Consider the following 25,428-nt stretch of genomic DNA (forward strand, 5'->3'; position numbering starts at 1 on the left):
ATGACCGTTCCCTATCTCCTGGCCGTCTCCGCCGCGCTCCTCGTGCTGCTGGCCGTCTGGGCCGGCGCGCTCCTCACCTCGGGCGAACGGGTCAGCGGGAGCGCCGTCCCGGACGCCACGGCGCGGACGAAGGACGAGGCGTTCATCTTCGACCGGATCGCCGAGCGGGTGGGCGGGCCCTTCGTGGGCCCGGTGATGGACCTGCTCGGCCCCTGGCGCGTGAAGATCCGCAAGCGCATCGACCAGGCGGGGCGTCCCGGCGGCATGACGGTCGAGACCTACGCCCGCAGGCTGGCCGGCTACGTCATCCTCTTCGGCGTCCTGTCCCTGCTGCTGCTCCTCCAGGGGCAGACCATGATCGCCTTGCTGCTGCTCCTGGGCGTCATGCAGCCCGACCTGGCGCTGCACGCCAAGCGCGTCGCGCGGCAGGAGGAGATCCAGCGTTCCATGCCGGACTTCCTGGACGTGCTGGCGGTCACCGTGAGCGCCGGCCTCAGCTTCCGGGTGGCCCTGAGCCGGGTGTGCCACAGCATGCCCGGCGCGCTCTCGGAGGAGTTCCTGGTCGCCCTGCGCCAGATGGAGCTCGGCACCCCCCGGCGCGAGGCGTTCCAGGATCTGCGCGACCGCAACAAGTCCGAGTCGGTCGGGTCGTTCGTCACCGCGCTGCTCCAGGCCGAGGAACTCGGCGCACCGCTGGGGCAGGCGCTCGTCGACATCAGCAACGACATGCGCCGCGAGTCGGCCCAGTGGGCCAGACGGAAGGCGCAGAAAGCCAATCCGAAGATCACCGCGGTGACCATGGGCCTCTCGATGCCCGGCCTGATGATGGTCGTGGTCGGGGCCATGGCCTACGGAATGCATTTCGGGGGACTGGGTGGCGTCTTCGGCAACTGAGCGCGGGGACGCGGGGGGCTCCCTCTTCGGCCGCGCCGAGAGCCGTCCCGAGGTCGCCGGCCCCCTCACGGAGCGGGTCGGGGACGCCTTCCGGATGCTCATGCACATCCGGATGCTGATCGCGGCGGTCACCCTGGCGCTGATCTCGCCCGACAGCCTCAGGCCGGCGCCGTTCCTGCTGATGGTCTCCATCGTGGGGCTGTCGTGGATCACCGGCCGGGCCTGGCAGATCCTCGCGCCGAGGATCGTGGCCCATCCGCTGCTGTTCGCGCTGGACATGGCCGTGTCGTTCGGGGCCCTGGCGGTCAGCGGCAGCGTCGCCGGGCCGTTCTTCCTCTGCACGGTCGTCACCGCGGCCGTGGCGGGCCTGCTGTACCGCTGGCAGGGGATGCTCGCGGTCGCGGCGCTCCAGATCCTCTTCTACTACCTGGTGTACGCGCTCACGACCACGGGGTCGGTGGCGAGCTCGTTCCAGACCGTCCTCGGCCAGCCCTTCTACTACCCGCTCGCGGGGTTCGCCGGGGTCGCCCTGCGCCGGCTGCTGGACGAGTACGCCGAGCAGGAGACCGCCCGCCGCGACGCCGAGGTGCACGCGGCCGCCGCCGACGAGCGCGCCCGGCTCGCCCGCGAGATGCACGACTCCCTCGCCAAGACGCTGCGCGGCATCGCGCTGTCGGCGTCGGCGCTGCCGCTGTGGGTCGAACGGGACGTCGAGCGCGCGGCCCTCGAGGCGCGGCGGATCGCCGAGGCCGCCGAGATCGCCTCCCGCGAGGCCCGCGACCTGCTGACCGAACTCCGCGTGGAGGCGCTGGTCCGTCCACTCGGCGAGGTCATCGCCGAGCTCGCCGAACGCTGGTCGGAGCAGACCGGGACCCGGGCGGAGCTGGACCTCGACGGCGGGCTGGACCTGCCGCCCGTCGCGCGCCACGAGGTCGTGGCGATCCTCGGCGAGGCGCTGACGAACGTCGAACGGCACGCGGACGCCGAACTGGTGGAGGTCCGCCTGTTCGGCGTCGACGCGGACCTGGTGCTGAGCGTCCGCGACCACGGCCGCGGTTTCGAGGTCCGCGAACTGCCGGACCTGGCGCGGGACGGGCACTACGGACTGGTCGGCCTGACCGAGCGCGCCGAGCGCGTCGGGGCCGAGGTGACGCTGGATTCCAAGCCCGGTTGCGGGACGACGCTGACACTGCGCGTCCCCGGGCGGCAAGGTGACAGGAGCACAGAGCGAGTGGCTGAGGTGAGTTGATGGCATCGCCGCGGGGCATGGTCGTGGACGACAACGTGGTGGTCCGCTCTGGGCTGGTCTCCCTGCTGGAGGCCGCCGGGATCGAGGTGGTCGCGGAGGCCGGTGACGGCCGCACGGCGCTGGAGCTCGCCGAGCGGCTCCGGCCCGACCTGATCTTTCTCGACGTGCAGATGCCGCTCATGGGCGGGGTCGAGGCCGTCGGGACGCTCAGCCGGAACGCGCGGGTCATCATGGTGACCTACACCGACGACGCCGCGACCGTCCGCGCGGCCATCAGCAGGGGCGCGGCCGGATACCTGGTCCACGGACGGTTCTCGCCCGAGGAGCTCGCCACGGCCGCCCGGCAGGCCCTGGAGGGCGCCAACCCGCTGTCGGACGTCGCGGTCTCCGCCCTCGTCGGCGCGGTTCGCGAGACCATCCCGGCGGAGGCGCCGCCCCCGCCCGTACCGGCGCCGGCGCCCGCCCCCGCGCCGCAGCCCGCCGAGCCGGACCGGACCGCGAGGTTCGGCCTGTCCGCCCGGGAGATCGACGTCATGCGGCTGATCGTCCAGGGACGCTCCAACGGCGAGATCGCCAGAGAGCTCTTCCTGGCCGAGAAGACCGTCAAGAACCACGTGAACCGCATCTACGCCAAGCTCGGCGTCTCCTCCCGGGCCGCCGCGATCGCGCACTGGATCGGAACGGTGGACGGCCACCGGTGATCATGAAATCGCACGTCCGGACCGCTCGTTCGTTGGGCCCTGGGTCCCTCCCCCGGGACGGGGTTTTTCGGGCCTCCCGTTGGGTCGCAGGACCCTGGGGAGATCTGGCCGCCATCCGTAATGTATGGATTGCCAGAGCGGAACGGGACAGCGGCAAGGAGAACGGCGATGAACAAGATGATCAGCCCGGTGAACAACACCCTCATTCCCCTCTTCGTCACCCTTCAGACTTTCATTCAGGGGCGCGTGGAGAAGGCGCAGGACCGCGAGCGGGGTGCGAGCGCGCTGGAGTACGGCGCGCTGATCCTGGTCGGCGCGGCCATCATCGCGGTTCTCTGGACCGCGTTCAACTCGAACGTGAAGACCCAGGTCAGCGACGCCGTCAAGAACATGTTCACCAGCGGTGGCGGAACCGGCAGCTGATCCGGCCGAGACCGTCGGCGGGCAGGTGTCCCGGGAGTCTTCACAGAGGCGAGATCGACAGCATGGGGAGAGCCGTTTCCACGGCTCTCCCCATGCTGTTTTCCATTTCTTGATAATGGCGAAAAGGAGGATACTTATGCCGCCATTGATTCAGGGGAGGTCGCCTTGGGTGACGGTGGGTGTCACCGTCGTGCTCGGGGCGCTGGTCCTGTCCGGATGCGGTGACGATAAGAAGACGAAGACCTCTCCGGGGCCGGGGCGCACGCCCTCGGCGTCGCCGTCGCAACCGGCCGCCGGGGCGATACGCGCGGTTCCGCTCTCCCTGGCCGCGGGCAAGGCGCAGTTCGAACTGGAGTCCCTGAGCCGGACGACCCCGACGACGGTGACCGGCCGCTTCGCCGTGGTCAACAAGGGCGACAGTCCCATCCACATCTCGGGCGCGCTCGGTGACCAGCTCGTCGGCCCGGACGCGGGGGACATCCTGTCGCTGAGCGGCCTCGGCCTGCTGGACGCCAAGAACGAGAAGATGTACATGCCCCTGCGCAAGGGCTACAACTGCCTCTGCTCGGAGGCGCCCGGCCAGATCGCGCCGGGGGCCACCAAGGAGATGTTCGCGGTGTTCCCCGCGCCTCCGGCCGACGTGCAGCGGGTGACCGTCACCTCGCCGGGCGCGGCCCCGATCCTCGACGTCCCGATCGGGACGGGCCCCGTCCAGCCGGTGCCCGGGCAGACGCTCGACGCCTCGACGCCGCCGACGGGCGACCCCCGCGTCCCGGACGTCGTGGTCACCTCCACCGGGCTGGAGCAGGGGGTGGACGACAAGGGGGACCAGCGGGCGATCAACCTTCAGTCCGACGTGCTGTTCGCGGTGAACAAGGCCGACCTGACACCGCGGGCCGACGCGCTGCTGCGGAAGGTCGCCCAGCAGATCGACGCGTCCAAGGGGACGACGGTCAAGGTGGACGGGCACGCCGACAACACCGGCAACGACGCGATCAACCAGCCGCTGTCGGAGCACCGCGCCCAGACCGTCGCCGATCGGCTGAAGGGGCTGGTGACCCGGCAGGGCATCACCTTCCAGCCGGCCGGGCACGGCTCCACCCAGCCGATCGCGAACAACGGGAGCGAGGAGGGGCGCCGCCGCAACCGGCGCGTCACCGTCGCCTTCCCCAAGCCGCCGGAGCCGGAGACCACCGCGCCCGGCGGGGGGAAGCCGGCCAGCTTCGAGCCGTCCACCGTGGTCGGCAGCGGTGAGATCGCCAACTCCAAGGGGCTACGGTACGACATCAACGGGATCTACCGCAGCGGCGACGGCCTGGCCGTCCTGGTCTGGACGATCAAGAACGCCGGAACCTCCGTCCTGAACAGCGTCAACTTCGACCGCAGCTCGTTCCTGTACGGGACGACCGCGGCGTGGCGCGGCCCCTCGACCCGCGGGGTGATGCTGGAGGATCCGGCGTCCAAGATGCGCTACTGGACCCTGGACACCTCGTACGGGCAGTGCGAGTGCTCGCTGTTCGTCGTCAGCATGAAGAACTCGCTGCGTCCCGGTGAGAGCGTGACCGCCTGGAACCTGTTCAAGCCACCGGCCGACGTGAACACCGTCGACGTCTCCATCCCCTCCGGTGACACCGTCGGAGCCGTCGCCCGCGGCATCCACATCCAGTGACGCGAAGCTGAGCGCGGGCGGGCCGTGGGCCCCTTTCCGCGCTCAGCCCGGTCACAGACGGCCGGGGTGGTCTATCAGGAAGTACCTGAGCTTCTCCAAGGGGGGCCGGAGGTCCTCCAACCGCCCTCCGCTGGTGCTGTAGTCGGCGCCGTCCCTACCGAGGTCGTAGTCGGTGACCTTGTGGCGGAAGGCGGTCCCGGGGTAGGCGTCCTGGACGAACGAGGCGACGGCCAGGTCCACCCGGACGAGGGCGGAGCTGAGGATGTGGTCCCGGTACGCGGCCAGACGGGGTTGGGCGTACTGGTCGGTGACGCCGCCGATGACGTACCGTCCCGCCGAGGCCACGGCCTGGGTCACGGCCTCGCCCGCTCCGCCCGCCGCCTGGAACACGACGTCCGCCCCGGCGTCGGTCTCCGCCTTCGCGGCTGCGCGGCCCTCGTCGGCGTTCCCCGCGTTCCGGCCGGGGAGTAGCCGGACGCCCGGCCTGGCCTTGCTCGCCCCCGCCTCGTAGCCGCGCTGGAAGCGGGCCGTCCAGGCGTCGTGTCCGCCGACGAAGCCCAGCACGCCGGTCCGCGACCGGAGCGCGGCCGCGGCCCCGACGAGGTAGGCCGCCTGCTCCGGATGGAAGCACGCGCCCATCACGTTCGCGCCGGAGACCCTGCAGCCCGACGGGTCCACCACGAGGAAACGCGTACGAGGGTAGGACGCCGCGACCTTCTCGACCGGAGCGGTGTAGGCCGAGCCCAGCGCGACGACCATGGGCAGGCCGCGTTCGGCGAGGTCGCGGATTCGGGACGTGCGGTCGGCGTCGGTCTCTCCTGCGCGCGCGGGTGCGGTGACCGGCTCGATCTCGGCGTCCTTGCGGGCCCGGTCCAGGCCGGACAGGGCCGAGTCGTTCAGCGCCAGGTCGCCGAGGCCGTCCGGGGTGAGGGCGACGCCGACACGGAGCGGGCCGGGCGGGGGCGCGGCCGGAGCGAGGGAGCAGGCGGCGGTCAGCGTGCCGACGAGGGCGACGCAGCCGAGCGTGCGGCGCGCCCTCATCGGCCGTCCTTCCGGTCGACGCAGGACGGGTCGTACCAGGTGACCCACCACAGGGACCCGAGGTAGACCGAACGCCGGTACCGCCAGGCCGGAGGGTGTTGCGGCCAGGTGTCGGCGGCCGTCACCCCGGCGGGCCACGCGACGATCGCCATGCAGACGCCGGGCCCCACACCGGCGGACGGGTCGAACCGCTTCAGCCGGGTCCACCGGACGCGTTCCGCGACCAGCGAGTAGATGATCTCGGGGATCGGCTTGACGACGTCCGGGGCCGGGTGCTCCACGCCGGGGACGGTCCGGGCGACGACGACCCCGCCGGACGCGACCGGGGGGAGTGGCGTCGACATGGCGTGGCTCTCCCCGAGTCGCCACACCGTCCCCGGGACGGCGGCGACGGCCAGGTTCAGGACGGCGAGTGTGGCGGCGAACCGGGCCGTCCCCCATCGGAACAGCGCGCAGAGCAGGGCCAGGACCGCGGCGGCGACGACCGAGATCGTGATCGGGTGCAGAGCGGAGGAGCTTCCGCCGAGGAGGGTGATGTCCGGGAAGTCGTTGAGCTTGAAGACGTAGGTGTGGAGGCGCCCGCCCATGTGAAGGACGAGCCAGCCCCCGAACGCGCACATGGCGACCGCCGCCGTGAGAGCCCGGCGAGTTCGCCGGAGCGACGCCAGCCCGATCAGGGTGAAGGGGAGCGCGAAACAGGCGACGTACCGTCCGTAGGCGAAGTTCCCCACGCGGTGCTCGTCGAAGAGCGCGGCGGCCGAGGTCACCGCGACGCCGGCGGTGGCGCCCAGCAGGACGACCGCCATGAGCCGGTCGGCGGGCCTTCCCCGCCGCACCGCGACGAGCGCGGTGACCACTCCGACCGCGGCCAGCCCCCACGACCCCGCCGACATGGCCCACAGCTGCCCGCCTCCGGCGGAGACCGAGTGCAGGAGGCCCGCCGGACTCGTCAGCCGGTCGACCGCCATCGCCTGGTGGTCGCTCGGCCCTCCCGGGTAGAACGCGGCGCTCACCCGCGCGTTCAACGCCCAGGCCGCGGCCGTGCCCACGGCGGCCGCGCCGGCCGCCCAGAGCATGGCGGTCCTCCCCGGAGCCGGTCGCCATCCGGACTCCCCGCGCCACCGCCGCGCGAGTGCGCAGCGAGGCGTCCGGCGGAGCACCGGAAGGGACGCCAGGGCGAGGCAGTGCACGGCGAGGACGATCATGCCCCGCATGTGCATCGAGTACATGAAGGCGGCCAGCAGGCCCGCGACCGCACCCCAGCGCGCGCGTCCGTCACGGACGAACCGGTCCAGCGCCAGCAGCCAGCCCAGGACGAGGACGGGCAGGACCGCGTCCGTCATCACGGTCCCGCTGTACAACGTCGCCACGGGCAGGAACGCGGCGGCACAGGCGAGGACGAGCGCCTCGCGGGCCGCCAGGCCACACCGCAGCAGCAGCGCCCGTCCCAAGGGGAACGCGAGCGCGCCGATGAGCGCGTTGACGCCGAGCACCGCCCGGTACACCGTGGCCGGATCATGGACGACCAGGTACACCGGAGCGAAGAGCAGCGAGTATCCGGCCTGGTAGAGGGTCTGGCCGGTGAGGTCCATACCGGGGCCGCCCGCCAGCCACCGGCCGGCCACCAGATAGCCGGTCTCGTCCGGGATGTACATCGGCGTGCTCCGGCCCCAGGACATCGCCAGGCGCGCCACGACGTGGAGGGCGTACCCGGCGGCGAGGAGCCAGAAGAGCCGCGACGGGCGCGGGACACGGAGGCTTCGGGGAACGGGGTGCTCAGCGGTCAGCGTCATGGGCTCGTCCCAGGGGAAAAGGTCCCATCAGGGCCGCCGGACCGCGACCACGGTGTCGTTCCCCACGTCCACGGTCGCGAAGTCCCTGAACTGCGCATACGAGAACCGCAGGTCGTACGGGGGCGGGGCCTGGATCCCGCGCCAGACGAGCCCGGCGCCGTCCTTCTGGAGGACGAACACGTCGATCGCGCCGAACTTCGTCCGCGCGGAGGACGCCGCGAACGCCGACGGGTCCTGGACGTGCGACAGGTTCTGGAGTTCGGCGAACCGGACGGGCCAGCGAGCCGGGCCATAGGACGCGACCCTGTCCACCCCGATGTAGCCGTTCCAGGGCAGGAACACGAACAGCTGCTCGTCGTAGGTCAGCACCGAGGGCGTCCGGTCGTGCGGCCGCACCTTCCGCACCGCCTCCTTGATCGCGTTGATCGGGAGGTAGCGGATCTGGCCGTCGCCCTTCATGACCGGCATGAGCGCCGCGACGTCGGCGGCGTGCTTCGGCCGGCTGCCGTCCGGGAGGTAGAGCGCGTGGGAGCGCGCCGCGTCCCAGTTGCTCAGCCTGGTGGTGGTGTAGTCGGGCTCCGCTCCGTAGCTGAGGCGGGCCGTCCACTGGTTGACCGGCATGTTCGCGTTCCAGAACCCGTAGCCCGCGAAGATGAACGTGAGCGCCGCCACCAGGACCGGCGCGCTCGCCGAGAGCAGCCGCCCGCGCCGTTCGGCGAGCGCGGGCACGGCCTCCCTCAGCCCGAGGACGGCCCCCGCGATCAGGCACGCGGCGACCGGGGTCCTGACGTAGTACAAGAGCCCGTTGTGCGCGGTCGTGACCCAGCGGATCATGCTGACCGCCTGGTAGGCGTAGGCGCCGCAGACGAGGGCCAGGAGCGACCACGCCCACCGGCGCGTCCGCGCGTACCAGAGCAGGGCCAGCAGCCCCACGAGCTGGAGGGGACCGAGCATCGAGTTCCCCGTGAACCCCAGCGGGCGTGTCGAGACGCGTTCGCTGGAGTACATGTCGCCGACCTGCTGCCCGCCGGTCACCATGGCCCACAGGTAGGGGAGGAGGAACCACGAGGTCAGGACGGCCGTGACGGCGACGACCCGGCCCAGGTAGAGCAGGTACTCGCGACGCGCGCCCTCGGTGCGCCAGGCCTGCCATCCGATCGCGAGGACGCCGAGGGCCACGAACACCGCATACCCGTAGTACGTCAGGAACAGCACGGAGAACCCGAGACCGGCCCACGTCCAGTGCAGCCTCCCGCGCGGGGGGCGGGCGATCGTGTTCAGCACCAGGGGGATCAGCAGGGACAGGGTGAGGTACTCGTACGCCTTGTGCGGCTCGGCGGTCGTCGCCAGCCACAGCGGGCCGATGAACAGCGCCGCGCCCGCGGGGACCACCCGTGCCCACAGGACGAATCCGACCAGCAGCGCCAGGGACAGCGTCACCGCCTGCGCCGCTCCGACCAGCTTCCATGCCGGAACGTCCAGGAGCCACGAGGCCTTGCCGATGACATAGGGATAGAGCGGCGGATACTCGGACGGGACCGTGCCGACGATGCCGTCGGAGGACTTCCAGCGGACCGTGTACCGGGTCGCCATCGCGGCGATCCGGCCCGCGTCGCCCATGACCGAGACCCGGCCTCCCGCCGAGAAGAAGTCGCCGTACCCGAACGGCGTCCCGGACAGCGCGCAGCGCGCCACCAGCGCCGCATAGACCGCGTAGCCGCCCGCGGCGGCGCCGAACAGCCAGTCGCGCCGCCAGCGCATCCCGACCACCGCCAGCACGAGGGTGCCGCCGAACAACATCGCGAGCGGCAGGTCGGCCGATCGCTGCACGAACGGGTCGACGTCGAGCCGGGACGGCAGCCAGAGCGCCAGTGGAAGCCCCACCACCCAGACGGCCGCCGCGACCGCCGCCGGACCCGGCACACGACGCTGCCGCACGACGGCCGCGTCCGACGAAGCCGTGGGTTCGGTCGTGCCCGACGAAGCCGTGGGTTCGGTCGTGTCCGGCGGAGTCGTCGGTTCGGTTGTGCCGGACGGAGTCGTCGGGGCGGCCTCGACCGCGGTGGGTTCGGAGGGCATGTCCGGACGCTAACCGAGGCGGGCAGGCCCTGACAGGGCCCGCGGACCCAACGGATCACGCGACCCCCAGGTCGGACGGGTGCCCTGGGACCCCGGGCCCGGGCCCGAGTCAGCCGTCGGCTGTGGCCTGGAACCGGCGGAAGGTCGCGTCGGTCGCGGAGGAGCCCGGCGGACGCCGTTCGCGTCCCGCGAGGATCCCGGTCGTGAAACCCGGAGGCGGTGTCGTCCGGTCCGACGCGCTGACGACCTCCTTGCCGTCCACCCGGGCCGTCACCCGCACGCCGTCCGGACGCACGTCGCACTTGGCGCGCAGGTTCACCGTGCCGCCCGGCGTCCCGGCCGGGGCGGACGATCTCGCGAGCTGCCACGCGGTGACGCCGTCACCTTTGCGCACCCTGACCTGCCCGGATCGTGCGAGCAGCACCTCGTACTGCGTCTGGCCGCCGGTCCGGCAGAAGACCCCCGCTTCGTCGTCCGGGGCCGCGGACCGGACCCGCACCGAGGCGTCCACGACCAGGTGCGGCCGGGGCGAGGCCAGGGGCGCGCCGAACGAGTGCCAGGAGCTGGGGGTGAAGACCCGGACGACCAGGCCGCCGTCTTTGTAGGAGCGGCTGAAACCGTTGCCGCTCGCGGCGGGCCAGGCCGCGCTCGGCGATCCGGCGAAGCCCTGGTCCACCAGGGGCTTGGCCCCCGACGGCCAGAGCGCCCACGCGCCGCCCGCGATCGCGGCGCCGACGGCGAGCGCCGTCACCCCGAGCAGGGCCCCGCGTCCCTTCCGCCGCGGCGCCGGCCGCGCGGCCGGGGCCCCTTCGGGCTCCGAGCCCAGCAGACGAGTGGCGCCGTCGCGGGACGGTGGCGTCTCGTTCGGACGGCCTGGACGCGCCTCGTTCGGATCGCCGGGACGCGCCTCGGCCGGACGGCCGGGATCAGGCTCGGCCGGACGGCCGGGATCAGGCTCGGCCGGCGGACGGCCCGGGAGGTGCGCGGCCGCGCGTTCCGGGTCCGGGACGCCGATCAGCTCCTCCAGCAGCTCCGTCGCCGTCGGACGCCGCGCCGGATCCCGCCGCGTCGCGCGTTCCACCAGGTCACGAAGGCGGGGCGGGGCGAGGCCGTCCAGGTCCGGCGTCCCGTGGACGGTCCGGTACAGCATCTCGGCCACCGTCCCGCCGTCGAACGGCAGCCGTCCGGTGCCCGCGAACGCGATCACGCAGCCCCACGAGAACACGTCGGCGGCCGTGGTGATCGGCTCGCCGGCCAGGCCCTCCGGGGCCATGAACGACGGCGTGCCCATCGTCAGGTTCGCCTGCGTCATCGGCAGGTCCACGCCGAGCGTCCGCGCGATGCCGAAGTCGATCACCCGGGGCCCGAACGGCGACAGCAGGATGTTGGCGGGCTTGAGGTCGCGGTGCACCACGCCCGCGCCGTGGATCGCGGCGAGCGCCGTCGCCACCCCGGCGGCGAGGCCCTCCAGGTCCGACCCCCGCCTCGGGCCGTGCCTGAGGATGACGTCCTCCAGCGTCGGGCCCTGGACGTACTCGGTGACCACGTACAGCGGTTCGCCGTCGAAGCTGGCGTCGAGCACCGGGGCGGTGCAGAACGGGCGCACCTGGAGCGCCGCCGTGACCTCGCGCCGGAACCGCTCCCGGAAGTCCGCCGCCCTGGCCGCGCTTGGATGCAGCACCTTGATCGCCACACGCCGTCCGTCCGGCGCCTCGGCGAGGTAGACCGTGCCCATCCCGCCCCGACCCAGCACCCGCGCGATCCGGTACGGCCCGAGCCGTTCCCCCGGAATCCGCGGCGGTTCCGCCTCGACCGACGTCATGCGAGTGACCGTAACGAGGCCGTCGCGGTCCGGGCAAGGCGCTAGCCCCCAGACGCTCTCCGCCCGGCGGCCTCGCCGGACGGCACCGCCTCCTCGCCGTCCATTCTGGTCAGGGCCAGTTCCTCGGCGAGCGTCCGCACCCGCTCCTCCAGCCGGGACACCTCGCTGCTGAGCTGCACGTTCACCGTCAGCAGCACCAGGCAGCCGACGAAGAACAGCAGGTTCGCGGGCACCTGGACGCCGGTGATCCGCGCCGCCCAGGTCAGCGTCGCCGGGAACACCGCGATCACCGCGATCCCCACCGCCACCGCGACCCAGATGACCGCGTACTTCTCCCGCAGCCTGCGCCGCCGCAGCATCTCGAAGATCACGGCCAGCGAGATCGCCGCGCCCGCGATCCCGAGCTGGTAGACGGTCACGACACCGGCTGCCGGTCGTCCGGCACAGCCGCCCGCGGCACCCGCGCCACCTTCGCCGGGGACACCGCGTCCACAGGAGGGCCGGCCTCCGGGCCGGGCGGCCCGAGCGCATCCCGGCCAGGCCGCACGAGCGCATCCCGGCCGGACGGCACGACCGCGTCCGGGCCGGACGGCACGACCGCTTTCGGGCCGGGCGGCACGAGCGTGTCCGGGCCGGGCGGCACGACCGCTTTCGGGACGGGCCGCACGAGCGCGTTCGGGACGGGTGGTGCGAGCGTGGCCGCAGCGGTGGTGGAACGCGGACGCGGATCGGCCCGGCGCAGTAGCGCCATGCCGAGCGCCACGACCGCGCGCAGCAGGTACGCGGCGGCCTTCGGCGTGGACTGGCTGGCGCGTCCGCCCGTGCGCGGCCGCATCGCGACCGGCACCTGCCGGACCACGCAGCCCGACCGGGCCGCGATCACCAGCGACTCCACGGTGTCCCCGAGGTACTCGGCCGGATAGTGGTCGGCGAACAACGCGACGGCGCGCGGCCCGGCCGCCCGGAAACCGCTGGTCACGTCGGTCAGCCGGGTCCCCGTCAGGCGCGACAGCGTGACCGCGAGCAGCGCCATCGCCCAGCGCCTCGGCCCGCGTCCGGCCCGGTACTCGCCCGTCCCCGCGAATCGCGCCCCGATCACCACGTCGGCATGGTCCAGCGCCGCGACCAGCCCGGGGAGGTACGCGACGTCGTGCTGCCCGTCGGCGTCCACCTGGACCACCACCTGGTACCCGCGCCGGGCCGCGTACCGGTACCCGGCGCGCATCGCGCCGCCGACGCCGAGGTTGAACGGCAGCCGCAGCACCGGGACGCCGTGCGTGCGGGCCTGGTCCGCCGTGGCGTCCGCCGACCCGTCGTCCACGACCAGCACGTCCGCGTCCGGGCAGTGATCGGCGAGCTTCGCGAGGACCCCGCCGATCGACGCCTCCTCGTTCCACGCGGGTACCACGACCAGCGTCCGGGCCCGAGCCCGTCCCTCGGCCGCCACGCCCGCCGCCGAACCCGGCCCGGTCATGTCAGCCGGAGAAACGTCGGGCGGAGGTGTAGTCACGTCCCGCGAGCGGGGATATCTTCACGACCTCGCCGGTGCGTGGTGCCTCCACTATCTGCCCACCGCCGAAATAGATGGCCACATGATGTGGAACACCCGATCCGAAGAAGATCAGATCTCCGCGCTGAAGCGCATTGAGGTCGGCCTTGACGCCACGGCCGTCGCTCATCTGGTCACCCGTGAAGTGCCCCAACGCGATGCGTCCCTTGGACGCCTGGTAGATGGCGTACAGGGTGAGACCACTGCAGTCGAAGCCGAGAGTACGCGCGCCGCTGTACCCACCGGGGGAGCAGCAGATGCCGAACGACGGACCGCTGTAGGTACCGCCACCCCACGAGTACGGAGTGCCCTGCCAGCAGAGTGCCCAGGCCACGACCCGGTCGCCGAACGGCTTGGAGTCGATGTCGACGCTCTTGTCCTTGGCGCACTGGTTGATCGCCACGCCCTGGCCGCCGGCGGGGCCGCCCATCTGGGGTTCGCCGGTGTACCCGATCCCGTCGGCCTGGTCCACGAGCCGGATCTTGAAGACCCGGCGGACGTCGTCGAAGTTGCCGCCCGGGTAGGCGTGAGCGAAGTGGCCGTTCCCCTTGCACTCGATGCTTTCCACCGGGCCGACGCCGGTGTCGCTCGCGCCGCCCGAGGCGTAGGTGTAGATGCAGTGCGGCTGGATGATCTTGGCGGACGCCGTGGCGGTCCCGTACCGTCCGATGCCGCTCTTGCCCCGGGTGTCGGTGCACAGATTGCGGTGGTTGCGGAGGTCGTCACGATCCTGCTGGGTCAGCTCGCTGTCCCGCTTGAGCTGGCACCTCAGGTTGCGGACCTTGACCGTGGAGTTGTCTCCGACCATGCCGGAGAGCCCCGCCTTCTCCACCGCGGTGTTGTTCTCCTTGGCGTACCTCGCCGCGGGGATGCTCGGCGGCTGGGTGACCTCCCAGTACCCGGCCCCGCTCGGATCCTGCCCCTGGAGGAGCATCTGGACCTGCTGGTCGCGGAGCGGGGCCAGCACGCCGAGGGCGGCGGCGTCCGCGCCGGTCTGCGCGCGGGTCATCATGTCACCGGCCTGCGCGATCCGTCCGACCAAAAGGAAGCCCGCCGCGAGGACGATCGCCATGCCCATGATGAGGGTCGAGGAGGCGATGCCGGCGTCTCCCTGCCGGCCACCGGACCTGAAACGCAGTAGCACGGTGTTCCACAGCACGGTGTTCCCCGTCATGAGTGATCGGAAGGATTCCCGTGCACGGTACGAACCCGTCGGTATCGGGGGACAGGGCCCGTGGTCCCAATTCGTTCGCTGTCAGGAACCGGCCGAGCCGAAGGAATGCGGCGGCCTGCGTCGCGGCGAGAAGTGAACGTCCGTGTCCCGCCCCGGCTCAGGTCGTCCGGGCTCCGTCGCCCCATGCGAATTCTCGGGAGCCTTGCCCGAGGCGACCAGGCGATCCTCGGGAAGAACGGCGCTCGGAGTTTCGGAGGCGATGAGCGGCGGGCCCGGAGTGGGGAACGAGCTGCGCTCAGTGCGCGATGCTCTGGGAGCTGGAGCTGGAGCTGGAGCTGGAGCTGGAGCTGGAGCTGGAGCTGGAACCGGTGCTGGAGCCGACGCTTGGGCCGGTGCTGGAGCTCGTGCCGGCGCCGGGGCGGGAAATTGTGGCGGCTGCTCGGCGGACGGCGGCCTGCCGATGAGGGCGTTCGGGGCCAGGACGCCGTGGGGGTCGCTCAGTCCGCCGACGCCGCCCCAGACCCGCTCCGCTTCTCTGGTGCTCTGGCGGGCGGCGTTGCCGATGACGCTCGCGACCACGATCCCGACGGCTCCGCCGAGGAGCGCCTCGATGAGCTGGAGGATCGTCCCCAGTGCCGACTGGCCGGGGAGGACCTGGACCGCCATCCCCACGAGCATCGCCACGGCGGGGACGGGCATCGCCACGGCGATCACGACGAGCCCGCGGCAGCGGCGCCGCGCGACCGATGTGATCACGTAGGTCATCGCGATGCTGAACAGCAGCCAGGGGAGATGGATCCGGGTGACCTGGGCGTTCACCGGATCCGCCCCCTCGTCGGGAGCGAACGTGAAGCGTGCCAGGAGGGCGATGGCGGCCACGAGGAACGCCAGCAGCCAACCGTTCAGAACCGCGCGCATGTCGGCACGTTATGTTCCGGATCCGGTCACCCCAAGGGCCCGCGGACCCATACCGGAACGCGGTTTCCGGGGCCCACCCGCCCCGGACTGGGCCGTCGGGCCCGGCGCGTTGCCGCAGATGAGCCCGCCGGACGCGGTCGCAGGCACATTTTCGCCGAGAAGAAAGGGCCCTGGATCCGAATTCGCCCCCGCCGCGTCGAAAGGGGCGTTGGGCCTGAGGGCTCATGTGCTTTCCGGGCGCGCAGAGTTTGATGACGCTCATTGATTCGGTGCGGAACAGGGGGAAGTGATGGCCATCCTGGCGCTGACCGCCCTGGGGCTGCTGGTGGGGTCCCTGGCGGCGCCGCTCGCCGCGCCCTACGTGGGCGAGGTCCCCCGGCGCCGCCGCGTCGCGATGGGGGGCGTGACCGCGGCCGGGTTCGGGCTGCTCGGATGGCGGGTCGGCTGGGAGCCGTACCTGCCCGCCCTGCTCTACCTGGTGGCGGTGGGGACGCTGCTGTGCTTCATCGACGTCGAGGTGAAGCGGCTTCCGGACCGGTTCACCCTGCCGTCCTACGGGATCGCCGCCGTGCTGCTCGCGGTGGCCGTCCCGTTCACCGACGACGGGTTCGCGCGCTTCGGGAGCGCGCTGCTCGGCATGATCGTGCTGCTGATGATCTACGGGGTCCAGGTGGTGGTCGTGCCGACCGGGCTCGGGCTGGGGGACGTGAAGCTGTCCGGGCTGCTCGGGCTGTGCCTCGGCTGGTTCGGGCAGAACGCCTGGGTGCTGGGCCTGCTGCTGACCTACCTGAGCGGCGGGCTGGTCGCGATCGCGCTGATGGCCGTCCGCCGCACCCGCAAGGGCGAGTTCCCGTTCGGGCCCTACATGGTCGTCGGCGCGGTCGCCGCCGTCCTGCTCGCACCCGCCTTCGCCACGACCACCTGACGCGTCCTCCCCCAGGGGGACGGACGTGCCCCGCCCGTCGCGACGGGCGGCGGTGACGGGCGACGGGTGGCGTGTGTACCTTGTGGCGCATGTCGATCTCGGCGGTTCCGGTGCTCGTCTGCGGGGTGTTCGCGCTGCTCGGGCTGGCGTTGACCGGCTGGGGCGGACGCGAGCTGCGGGCGGTGGTCCGGGACCTGCGGACGTTCGTCCCGGCGGTGGCCGAGGTCGTCGGGGTCCGGCAGGACGGGGTGGGCGAGGACGCGTCGTACCACCCGGTCGTCCGTTTCCAGGACGCGTCGGGCCACCGGATCGAGGCCGCCGCACGGTACGGGGACCGGGCCCCGTCCGCGCGCGAGGGCACGACCGTGGAGGTCCGCTACGACCCGGCGAACCCGTCGGACGTCATCGTCGCGGGGTGGTGGCGCAGCGGCGCGGGCACCTGGACGCTGTGCGTCGCGGCGGGCCTGGTGTTCCTCGTCGTCGGCGTCCTCGGACTCACGTACGCACTGTGAAAGGGCCGCGCGAACGTGCGGCGACCGGGCAGCGTCCTCAGCTCGCGCACACGGTGACCGGGGCGTCCGGGATCTGGGCCCCGGGGGGCCCAGGTTGGGCCCCCGACGGGTGATCGGGAGTTCCGAATGGGGTCCCCTCAGGGGCCGTAGACCCTGGTGAGGGGCCTGCCGCGGTTCGTAGCGTCCGACCCGTGGGAGCGAGAGAAGCGCGACGGGGCCGGGCCCCCGACAGAGGAGCCGGCGGGCTCGAGTACGCGGCGTTGGTCGGCGTGGCCGCGGTGATCGTCGTCCTCTTCGCCACCCTGACGGGGAACGTGGCCGGGCCGGCGACCGCCGCGGCGATCTGCCGGATGTTCGGCGGCGACTGCCAGCCGCCCGAGACGGCCAAGAAGGACGCCGACTACCGGCCGGACAAGTGCCTCGCCAAGCAGGCCGAGGAGAAGGGCGGGTACGTCGTCAAGATCGCCTTCTTCAAGATGGGCGAGGAGTGGGGGTTCCTCCGGCAGGAGTTCTCCGACGGCACCGTCCGGCTGACCCTCACCGACACCGCCTCGATCGGCGCCGACGCGACGCCCAAGAAACTCGGCGCCGAGTGGGACACGGGCAAGATCGGCGGCCTGGACGGCAAGGGCAAGCGCGAGGTGAAGATCGGCGGCGGCCTCAAGTTCGGCTACGGCGACACCTGGACGTTCAAGAACGCCGGCGAGGAGAAGAAGTTCCAGGACGCCATCATGAAGCAGTGGGCCGATCAGCAGGCCATCTCGCACAGCCAGGACCCGGCCGCCACCGGCGCCGGAATCTGGCTGGGCAACCTGATCACCGGCGACGGCGACGTCCGGGACCCGAACATCACCTTCGGCAAGGTCGGCCTGGAGGGCGGTGCGAGCGGCGCGTTCAAGTCGGTCGCGGCGGGCGGCGGGAAGTCCGAGGTGAACACCGGCAACATCTCCCTCGAGGGCAAGATCTCGCCCGAGGTGATCGTGTCCAACAACAAGGACAACGGCGAACGCCAGTACACCTACCAGTGGACGGGCGAGGGCACCGGTTCGGCGCAGGTGCTCAGCAAGGGCGAGGAGTTGAAGGGCGGCGTCACCGGCGCGGTCCGCATCACCCGCGACAAGAACGGCAAGCTCAGCCGGATCGAGTTCATCAACACCTACGAGTACCAGCTGTCGGACAAGGACGGCACGGGCGGCAAGACCGGCGGCGGCAACAGCGGGTCCGGCGAGATCAAGCAGGGGGAGAAGCGGGTCAGGACGACCACCACCGTGCTGGACGTCAACGACGGCAACCGCTCGGTCGCCGAGAACTGGCTGTCCAACAACGCGAGCAACTTCCTCTCGGGGCTCGGTACGGCCGTGCCGCGCGCGATGAGCCCGTACGCGGTGACCCAGGACCCGGGTCCGGCCGGGGACGCGTTCGACAAGCTGCTCTACGACCAGTCCAAGGTCAGCGCGATCAACTACAACAACATCCAGGACGCCTACAAGTTCGGGCTGGAGATCAACCTCGGGCGGAGCTTCGGGTTCGAGGCGACCTACCAGAAGAACCTGCAGAATGTGCTGGGAGCTCAGTACCTGGGCGCCCCGCGCAACGGTGTCCGCCAATACGTGCCGTGGCCGGAATGCACGGTCGCCGGCGGTTGAGGGAGGACGAGGGCGTGACGAAGGTGAAGCTCGGACTGTCGGCGGGCGCCGTCCTGCCGCTGGCCCTGGCGCTGCTCGCCGGATGCTCCGGTGGGCACGCCCCGGGCAAGCCCGCCGGGTACACGGCCGTCCGGACCGAGCGCGTCGCGCTCGCCTACCCGTCCGGCTGGCGGCGCGTGCCCGACAAGCAGGCGGCGTTCTCGGCGCAGAGCCCGGACACGCGCGTCCGGCTGGCGGTGCTCGAACGCCTCGGCAGCGCCACGGACGCCGGACTCGCGATGGCCCTGGCGCAGAGCGGCGTGCAGCTCTCCGACGGGTACCGCATCACGACCGAGCGCCCGGCGAAGGTGTACGGGGCCCGCTCCGGACGCCGCGCCGACTACACCTACAAGATCACCGAGGCGCCCGGCCGGACCGTGCCGGTGGAGGCGGTGGACCTGGCGATGGTGGACGGCGACCGGCTGCCCGCGGTCGTCCGGATCTCCTGGCAGCGCGGCGCGCTCGACCAGGCGACCGTGAACCGCATCGTCGCCGCCGTCCGGATGCTCTGAGGGAGGACGCGTGGAACTGGCCAAGGCGTGGGGAGCCGCGCTCGCCGTGTGGATCGTCGGCTCGCTGCTGACCGCCGTCGTCGCGGTGGCGGCGCACCATGACCAGCTCGCCGAGCGCATCCGCTACCAGTCCGTCCCGACCCTGCTGATGAACCTGCTGGTGGTCGTCGCGGCCGGGGTCCTCTACCGGGGTGAGTCCGGCCGCGGCTGGATCGTCGCGATGGCCGGGGTGCCGCTCGTGACCTGGCTGCTGAACGCCGTCCTGTGGACGCTGAACGGCTCCCGGCTGAGCGACGTCGGCCTGGGAACCGCCGCGCAGATCCTCGGCGTCCTGCTGGGTGTCCTGCTCGCCGGTTTCGTCCGCCGCCGAACCGAGCAGCCCACCCTGTACTGACTTCTGGGCCCGCCGCCCGCGCAGGCTCCGCACGGAGCCTGCGCGTGGTGTCGGCCTCCCGCTAGTTCTGTGCGCAGATGTTCTGGCCGGAGCTCACGCCGCCGGTGATGGTGTCGAGGGCCTTCGGCGGCAGGAGCTGGAGCCCGTCCTTGCCGAGGGCCAGGCGGATCGTTCCCGGGGGAGTGTTCGCGTCCGGGGTGAGGATGGCCGTCGGCGCGATCCTGGCGAGACGCGTGACCTGGTCCTCCGAGGCGGGCGCGAAGGTCAGGCTGGTCTGCTGCGTGGGCGCGGCCTTCTCTACCTTCTTCTGGACGTCGAAACCGCGCCGGGTCAGCTGCCGGACGATGCGCGTGACGTCCTGCGGGTTCGCGCCGGCGTCGACCACCGTCACGCTGGGCTTGCCGGCCGGCTTCGGCTTCCCGGACGGCGCGCTCGCTCCGGACGGCTTGCCCGCGGCGGACGGCTTGCCGGAGCCGGTCGGCTTCACGGGGTTCGTCGGCTGACCGGACGTCTCGGGCGTCGGCGGCGCGGCGGGCAGGTCGTCGTCGTTCTGGACGGCCTGGAACAGGCTCTTGGCCTGCGCCTGGTCCCACTGGACGCGGTTGGGGTCGGGCGCGTACGGCTGAACCGGGACCGTGACGAACCGGACCTGTCCGGCGCTCATGTCCTTCAGCCCGTCCGCGATCTTCTTCATCCCGCCGAGGTCGAGCTCGTCGTCGGTGGTGACCGACTTCGTCGCGGCCTGGAGGAATCGGAAGGTCTTGGCCGGATCGGTCAGCATGGACGACGCGGTCGCCTTGCCCACCACCGACGCCATGAACTTCTGCTGCCGCTGGATCCGCTCGAGGTCGGACCCGTCCCCGAGCGAGTAGCGGGCGCGGACGTAGCCGAGCGCGTCGTCGCCCTTCACGACCTGCCGTCCCGCCTTGAGGTGCAGCTCGGCGCGCGGGTCGTCCACCGGCTTGTCGAGGCAGATCTCCACGCCGCCGAGCGCGTCCACCATCTTCTTGAACCCGACGAAGTCCACCTGGACGAAGTGGTCGATATGGATCCCGGTCAGCGACTCGAGCGTCTTCCACGTGCAGGTCGGCCCGGCGTACGCGAACGCCTCGTTGATCATCCCGAAGTGCGCCGGGACGTCCGCGCCCTTCTCCCGCTTGCACGTGGGCATCTTCACCATCGAGTCGCGCGGGAAGCTGATCCCCACGGCCTGGTCCCGGTTCGGCGACAGGTGCAGCAGGATCGTGGTGTCCGACCGCGCGCCCGAGATCTCCGCCGCCGACCCGTACTTCCCGTTCTCGCCCTCGCGCGTGTCCGACCCGATGAGCAGGATGTTCAGCGACTTGTTGAGCTTCGCCGGACGGTTCTCACCGAGCCGTCCCTTGACGTGCTCCTGCCGGATGTTCCCCCGCAGATCCTGGTACAGCCAGGCCGCCACGCCCCCGGCGACCAGCACGACCCCGGCCATCCCGCCCGCGACCCACCGCAGCGCCCGCCGCCGAGCCTTCTTCCCGCCCGGCCGCCCGGCCTTGTCCCCCGCCGGCCCCAGCCCCGGAATCTCAGCAGCACCCGCCCCCGGACCAGTCGAGTCACCCCCCTCAGCGGAGGTGGACGCCCGCGGCGACGCCCCTTCGGCGTCCGCCCCCTCGGCGGACGGACCCGCCGCTTCCGGCCCCTCGGCTGGCGAACCTTCGGCGGAGGAAGCCGAGGCACCCGAACCTTCGTCCGACGACCCCTTGGCCGACGAAGGGGTGGGCGAGGGCTCGCCGCCACTCGAAGAGGCCGAGTCGACGTCCTCGCGGGGACGTCCGGAGGCGGTGTCATGGCCCGCCTTGGCCCCGGCTTCGGGAACGGACGGCTCGGTGTCCTTGGGGAGGCCCTCGCGGGGATGCTCGCGTTCAGGGTCTCTGTTGCTCATTCGGTTCCGTCTCAGATCAGCACTGGTGAGGTCGCGGGGTCGTCCCGCCAAAAATTATGGGGCTAAACAGGGCAAAGTTCGTCAGTCGGGCCCAATGTTGTCAGGGATGGTTCAGTTCGGGCTCTGCCAGTTCGGAGGCGCGGGCGGCGGCGCCTCGCCGTCCTGCCCTACCGGCGGCGGCGCAGGCTGCGATGGCGGCGGCGCCTGCAAGGGATACGGCGGCCGCCCCTCAAAAGCCGGAGGCTGATCACCGGGAGCCGACCCGCCATGAGGCCGGACGGCCGGACCCGGTTGCTCGGCATGCGAGCGGTACCCGAACGGCCCCTGACCGTAGGGCATCGGCGGCGGCCCGTAGGCCGGCCGGAAATACGGGTCGGAAGCCTTGTTCCACAAGAGCAGGATGACGGCCAGCCCGACCGCCCAGGTCACGATGCTGACCGCGAAGTCCGCCGGCGAACTGCTTCCGACGCTGTACTCGCTGGTCCGCCCGGAATCGGACGTCAGCATGGTGAGGTCGGACGGTGCGCTCAGCGTGTAGATGCCGAAGAACACCGTCCCCGTGGTGCGCGCCCAGTTGCGGCCCGCCCGGTTCATGAACGCCATCCAGATCCACAATCCGACCCCGAACAGCGTGAACACCCCCGCGAGAACGATCCCCCCTGCGATCAACCCGTCCAGGGTCGAATTGCCCGGAGCCGAGCCGTCCTCCGCGAGTCGCGTTCGGAACCCGGCCCGCAGAGCCCTGACGTGCACCACCGTGATGACGAACCCCAGCACCTGCATGCCGGCCCCGGCCAGCATCAGAGAGAACGCGATCTGAACCGTCTGCGGACGCGGCGGACGAACCGGAGCCCCCGCATAGCGAGGCCCCGGATAAGGGGGAGGCCCAAAGGACATCACACGCTCCTGACCGCAAGCGAACGCCTACCTCTTAATGACTTCCAACCAACCTCCCCGGTTCACGCCAACTCCCCGAAACCACTCACTCCCCCTCAACCAACCCCAACCACCCCACCAAGCCCCCGCCCCACCCTCCCCGCCCCGCCTCCACCGCGCACTACCGCGTCCACCGCGCCCACGGCGCATTACCGCGTCCACGGCGCACTACCGCGTCCGCCGGTGCCGACGCGGGCGACATGGACGTGTCCTGGGACGAGCCGGGCGGCCGGGCGTCAATCAGGGGGTGAGCAGTGTTTCGACGCCGGGTGGGAGGCTGCCGGCGAGCCCCGCCTCGACCAGGAAGTTCTCCAGGGTCTCCTGGAAGGCGCGGGCCGCGTGCGTGAGGTCGACGTCCTTGCGGTGCGCCAGCGCGATCGTGCGGCGCAGGCCGTGGCCGGGGTGGATCCGGCGTCCGCCGCGGGACGGGTCGTCCTCGTCGGTGATGATCAGAGGAGTGCCGCGCAGTCCCGGCCGTCCGGCCAGGACCATGCTCGGCACGACGGCGATGCCCAGCCCGGCCTCGACGAACCGGAGCACCGCGTCCATCTCGCCGCCCTCGACGGCGAAGCGCGGCTCGAACCCCGCCGCGCGGCACGCGCCGATCGTGGCCTCGCGCAGGTCGTAGCCCGACCGGAACATCACCAGCGGACGGTCCCGCAGGTCGGAGATGTGCAGGTAGGGGCGGCGCGGCAGCTGGCAGCCGCGGTCGGTGAGCCGTCCGCCCACCCCCGCCTCGGCCGCACGGCCCACGCCCGCCTCGGCCGGACGGCCGCCAGCCTCGGCCGGACGGCCCGCGGCCTCGGGGGAGGCGACCACGAGGTCCTCGCGCAGGATCGGTGTCGTGGACAGCGGCGGGTCTCCGTGCAACGGCAGGATGACCAGCGCGAGGTCGAGCGAGCCCCGCGTCAGGTCCCGCACGAGGTCGCGCGAGCCGCCCTCCTCGACCAGCAGCTCGATGCCGGGATAGGCGTCGTGGAAGCGGCGCAGCACGTCCCCGAGCAGGCCCGCGCACAGCGACGGCGTCGCGCCGAGCCGGACCCGCCCGCGGCGCAGCCCGGCGAGCTCCTGCACCTCGAGCCGGGCGGTGTCCACGTCGGCGAGGATCCGCTTGGCCAGCGGCAGCAGCGCCTCGCCCGCCGGCGTCAGGGTGATGTTGCCCCGCGCCCGGCTGAACAGGGACGCGCCGAGCTCGGTCTCCAGCGCGCGGATCTGCTTGGACAGCGACGGCTGGGCGACGCGCAGCAGCTCGGCCGCCTGCGTGAAGTGCCTGACCTCCGCGACCGCGACGAAGTAGGCGAGCTGCTGCAACTGCACGCTCACAGGGTAGGGCCAGCCCGCCCGCGACCCGCCGTCCGACCCATCGGGACGGTTGTCCGGTGCTTGATCACGTTGGGGAGTGGGGTGAGTGGTCGGCATGGAGTCGGCGGGCATTTCTTGTCACTTCCGTCACAGGCGCAACCCGAGAAACTTTCGTGCCTGGCGTATCGCCGCAGGTAAGGGGCCACTTATGCTGCCGCTGTCCGTGCGGCGCGGCCGCATGGACACACCACCCCAGGCTTGTCGCACCACCCGCACGGAGCATGTATGAAGCGTCTGTTCTCCCGGACCGCCACGGCGGCCGCGCTCGGCGCCGCGCTCGCGGCCGGACCGGCCGTCGCGGCCCACGCCGACACGGCCCCCGCCTACACGCCCAGCAGCGCGGACTTCAAGGACTGCCCCGCGATCCCGCAGGGCGCGCAGTCCTGGCTGTGGAACTGCGTCGCGATCGTCATGACCGGCGGCGAGATGAAGCTCGGCGGCCTCACCCAGAAGATCACCGCGCCGATCACCATCCCGGTCGCGGTCGGCCTGCACGAGTGGAAGCTGCAACTCCGCACCCCCACCGGCGGGTTCAAGAGCGACCCGATCGCGGTGCCCAAGGAGTCCGCGCCGCTCGGACTGGACGGTCTGCAGGTTCGCGTCCAGCAGGCCGGGCAGATCACGCTCGGCAAGTACGTCCTGCCGGACAGCATCCCGCTGAAGGTGAAGACCGAGTACACCAAGGGCGCCCTGTTCGGTGACAACTGCTACATCGGCACCGACGCCGCCCCGATCTCGCTCACCCCGAACCTGTCGAACCTGTCGCTGAAGAACGTGAACGGCGCCTGGGTGATCCCCGCGAAGATCACCGACGCCGCGTTCTCGGTGCCCGCCGCCACCGACTGCGGCCTCCTCACCGGCGCGATGAACATGCTGGTCGGACTGCCGAGCCCGAGCGGCGCCAACCACGCGAACCTCGACGTCGTGATCCGGGTCAAGAACTACATGTTCGGCCAGGTCACCGACGCGTTCGCCAAGGACCGCGGCATCACGACCACCAAGGTCCTGCCGTCGCTCAAGTCGGCCAAGGTCCCGGGCAACCCCATCGCCTCCTGACCCAAGCCCCCCGGACCAGGCCGCCGCGTTCGCTCCCCCGGACGCGGCGTCCTGCATTTCCGGCCACGTCCGAACCCGAGTTCGCCCCGAAACCCGTCGGCCCTCGTCCCTGGAGGCGGTGGTCAGCGGGCGTGGCGGCGGAGGGCCTGGATGTCGTGGACGATGACGCTGCGCCGTCCCGTCTCGATCCATCCGTGGCGCCGCAGGGTGCGCAGCGCCTTGCTGACCGCCTCGCGGGACGCGCCGACCCACCCGGCCAGCTCCTCCTGCGTCAGGCTCAGCGTGATCTGGACGCTCGCGCCGTTCACGCCCGTGTACGGGACGCCGAAGCGTTCGGCCAGCTCGACCAGCCGCTGCGCGACGCGTCCGGTGGCGTCGAACATGCCGAACTCGACCCGGCCGCGGTCCGCCTCGCGCCACCGCTGGCACAGCATCTTCATGATGATGAACGAGACGCGCGGGTTCGCGGCCAGGTGGGCGCGGAAGTCCGCGGTGGTGAGCGCCAGCGCCCGCGCGGGCTCGAGCGTCTTCACCGACGCCGACCGCGGCAGGTCGTCGATCGCCGCGACCTCGCCGAGCAGTGCGCCCGGCCCCCGGACGCCGAGCACCGCCTCGCCGCCCTGCTCATGCGTGGAGAACGCCTTGACCCGTCCGGCCAGCAGCACCGCGACCCACGTGCCGGCCTCGCCCTCGTGGAAGAGCATCTCCCCGCGCTCGAAGATCCGCACACCCCCGCGGGACTCGAGGTCGGTCCGTTCGGCGGGGGTGAGTTCGGCGAGGAAGGAGCCCGGTTCCAAGACGCTCATGCCTCCACGC

Annotated in this window: 23 protein-coding genes; 11 read left to right on the forward strand and 12 right to left on the reverse strand. The window is 71.9% G+C overall.

Annotated elements, in window-relative coordinates; genetic code table 11:
• From AB0L06_RS00355 to AB0L06_RS00375, 5 genes are all read left to right on the forward strand, one after another.
• Window positions 1-894, forward strand: a complete 894-nt coding sequence (locus AB0L06_RS00355; protein WP_500228711.1) for a type II secretion system F family protein — start codon at window positions 1-3, stop codon at window positions 892-894.
• The gene (locus AB0L06_RS00360; protein ID WP_500228712.1) at window positions 875-2,143 is read left to right on the forward strand and encodes a sensor histidine kinase; all 1,269 of its coding nucleotides are present in this window, start codon (window positions 875-877) and stop codon (window positions 2,141-2,143) included. Before AB0L06_RS00355 ends, AB0L06_RS00360 begins: the two co-directional genes overlap by 20 nt.
• Window positions 2,143-2,844 (forward strand): response regulator, encoded by a 702-nt coding sequence (locus AB0L06_RS00365; protein WP_500228713.1) that lies wholly within the window; start codon window positions 2,143-2,145, stop codon window positions 2,842-2,844. Before AB0L06_RS00360 ends, AB0L06_RS00365 begins: the two co-directional genes overlap by 1 nt.
• A 168-nt stretch (window positions 2,845-3,012) precedes the next feature.
• A complete protein-coding gene (locus AB0L06_RS00370; protein WP_500228714.1) occupies window positions 3,013-3,267 on the forward strand; it encodes a Flp family type IVb pilin in 255 nt (84 codons plus the stop codon).
• A gap of 169 nt (window positions 3,268-3,436) precedes the next feature.
• Window positions 3,437-4,936, forward strand: a complete 1,500-nt coding sequence (locus AB0L06_RS00375) for an OmpA family protein (RefSeq protein WP_500228715.1) — start codon at window positions 3,437-3,439, stop codon at window positions 4,934-4,936.
• 51 nt (window positions 4,937-4,987) lie between these two features.
• Here AB0L06_RS00375 and AB0L06_RS00380 read toward each other — a convergent pair whose 3' ends face one another.
• From AB0L06_RS00380 to AB0L06_RS00415, 8 genes are all read right to left on the reverse strand, one after another.
• A complete protein-coding gene (locus AB0L06_RS00380) occupies window positions 4,988-5,977 on the reverse strand; it encodes a BMP family lipoprotein (RefSeq protein ID WP_500228716.1) in 990 nt (329 codons plus the stop codon).
• Window positions 5,974-7,770, reverse strand: a complete 1,797-nt coding sequence (locus AB0L06_RS00385; protein WP_500228717.1) for a glycosyltransferase family protein — start codon at window positions 7,768-7,770, stop codon at window positions 5,974-5,976. The genes AB0L06_RS00380 and AB0L06_RS00385 overlap by 4 nt, the downstream gene beginning before the upstream one ends.
• Window positions 7,771-7,797: 27 nt before the next feature.
• Window positions 7,798-9,849, reverse strand: coding sequence for an arabinofuranosyltransferase (locus AB0L06_RS00390; protein WP_500228718.1), 2,052 nt, complete (start codon window positions 9,847-9,849; stop codon window positions 7,798-7,800).
• Between the two features lie 109 nt (window positions 9,850-9,958).
• Window positions 9,959-11,671, reverse strand: coding sequence for a serine/threonine-protein kinase (locus tag AB0L06_RS00395; RefSeq protein WP_500228719.1), 1,713 nt, complete (start codon window positions 11,669-11,671; stop codon window positions 9,959-9,961).
• A gap of 41 nt (window positions 11,672-11,712) precedes the next feature.
• Window positions 11,713-12,090, reverse strand: a complete 378-nt coding sequence (locus tag AB0L06_RS00400) for a DUF2304 domain-containing protein (protein ID WP_500228720.1) — start codon at window positions 12,088-12,090, stop codon at window positions 11,713-11,715.
• On the reverse strand, window positions 12,087-13,145 hold the full coding sequence (locus AB0L06_RS00405) for a glycosyltransferase family 2 protein (RefSeq protein WP_500228721.1): 1,059 nt from the start codon (window positions 13,143-13,145) through the stop codon (window positions 12,087-12,089). The genes AB0L06_RS00400 and AB0L06_RS00405 overlap by 4 nt, the downstream gene beginning before the upstream one ends.
• Before the next feature lies 1 nt (window position 13,146).
• Window positions 13,147-14,394: a C40 family peptidase gene (locus AB0L06_RS00410; protein ID WP_500228722.1), complete on the reverse strand. Its 1,248-nt coding sequence runs from the start codon at window positions 14,392-14,394 to the stop codon at window positions 13,147-13,149.
• Between the two features lie 81 nt (window positions 14,395-14,475).
• Window positions 14,476-15,312, reverse strand: a complete 837-nt coding sequence (locus AB0L06_RS00415; protein ID WP_500228723.1) for a hypothetical protein — start codon at window positions 15,310-15,312, stop codon at window positions 14,476-14,478.
• Between the two features lie 289 nt (window positions 15,313-15,601).
• Here AB0L06_RS00415 and AB0L06_RS00420 point away from each other — a divergent pair, with 289 nt between their 5' ends.
• From AB0L06_RS00420 to AB0L06_RS00440, 5 genes are all read left to right on the forward strand, one after another.
• Window positions 15,602-16,237 carry a prepilin peptidase gene (locus tag AB0L06_RS00420; RefSeq protein ID WP_500228724.1) on the forward strand — a complete coding sequence of 212 codons (636 nt, stop codon included), beginning with the start codon at window positions 15,602-15,604 and terminating at the stop codon, window positions 16,235-16,237.
• 89 nt (window positions 16,238-16,326) lie between these two features.
• Complete coding sequence (locus AB0L06_RS00425; protein ID WP_500228725.1) at window positions 16,327-16,749, forward strand: DUF3592 domain-containing protein; 423 nt, start codon at window positions 16,327-16,329, stop codon at window positions 16,747-16,749.
• A gap of 191 nt (window positions 16,750-16,940) precedes the next feature.
• Window positions 16,941-18,395 carry a hypothetical protein gene (locus tag AB0L06_RS00430; RefSeq protein WP_500228726.1) on the forward strand — a complete coding sequence of 485 codons (1,455 nt, stop codon included), beginning with the start codon at window positions 16,941-16,943 and terminating at the stop codon, window positions 18,393-18,395.
• A 14-nt stretch (window positions 18,396-18,409) separates the two neighbouring features.
• Window positions 18,410-18,946 (forward strand): hypothetical protein, encoded by a 537-nt coding sequence (locus AB0L06_RS00435; RefSeq protein ID WP_500228727.1) that lies wholly within the window; start codon window positions 18,410-18,412, stop codon window positions 18,944-18,946.
• A gap of 10 nt (window positions 18,947-18,956) precedes the next feature.
• Window positions 18,957-19,340 carry a hypothetical protein gene (locus AB0L06_RS00440; RefSeq protein WP_500228728.1) on the forward strand — a complete coding sequence of 128 codons (384 nt, stop codon included), beginning with the start codon at window positions 18,957-18,959 and terminating at the stop codon, window positions 19,338-19,340.
• Between the two features lie 61 nt (window positions 19,341-19,401).
• Here the strand turns inward: AB0L06_RS00440 and AB0L06_RS00445 are convergent, their stop codons facing one another.
• The 3 genes from AB0L06_RS00445 to AB0L06_RS00455 all read right to left on the reverse strand — a co-directional run bounded on the left by AB0L06_RS00445 (window position 19,402) and on the right by AB0L06_RS00455 (window position 23,511).
• Window positions 19,402-21,258, reverse strand: coding sequence for an LCP family protein (locus tag AB0L06_RS00445; protein WP_500228729.1), 1,857 nt, complete (start codon window positions 21,256-21,258; stop codon window positions 19,402-19,404).
• A gap of 111 nt (window positions 21,259-21,369) precedes the next feature.
• Window positions 21,370-22,059 carry a hypothetical protein gene (locus AB0L06_RS00450; RefSeq protein ID WP_500228730.1) on the reverse strand — a complete coding sequence of 230 codons (690 nt, stop codon included), beginning with the start codon at window positions 22,057-22,059 and terminating at the stop codon, window positions 21,370-21,372.
• A 375-nt stretch (window positions 22,060-22,434) separates the two neighbouring features.
• Window positions 22,435-23,511, reverse strand: a complete 1,077-nt coding sequence (locus tag AB0L06_RS00455) for a LysR family transcriptional regulator (RefSeq protein WP_500228731.1) — start codon at window positions 23,509-23,511, stop codon at window positions 22,435-22,437.
• Between the two features lie 270 nt (window positions 23,512-23,781).
• Between AB0L06_RS00455 and AB0L06_RS00460 the strand changes: the two genes are divergently transcribed.
• Window positions 23,782-24,612: a hypothetical protein gene (locus tag AB0L06_RS00460; RefSeq protein ID WP_500228732.1), complete on the forward strand. Its 831-nt coding sequence runs from the start codon at window positions 23,782-23,784 to the stop codon at window positions 24,610-24,612.
• A 122-nt stretch (window positions 24,613-24,734) separates the two neighbouring features.
• On the opposite strand, the gene AB0L06_RS00465 is transcribed toward AB0L06_RS00460, so the two are convergent.
• Entirely contained in the window at window positions 24,735-25,418 is a 684-nt protein-coding gene (locus AB0L06_RS00465) for a Crp/Fnr family transcriptional regulator (protein ID WP_500228733.1), read from the reverse strand.
• Window positions 25,419-25,428 lie beyond the last annotated feature (10 nt).

The organism is Spirillospora sp. NPDC052269 (genome assembly GCF_040679435.1).
Lineage (GTDB): Bacteria > Actinomycetota > Actinomycetes > Streptosporangiales > Streptosporangiaceae > Spirillospora.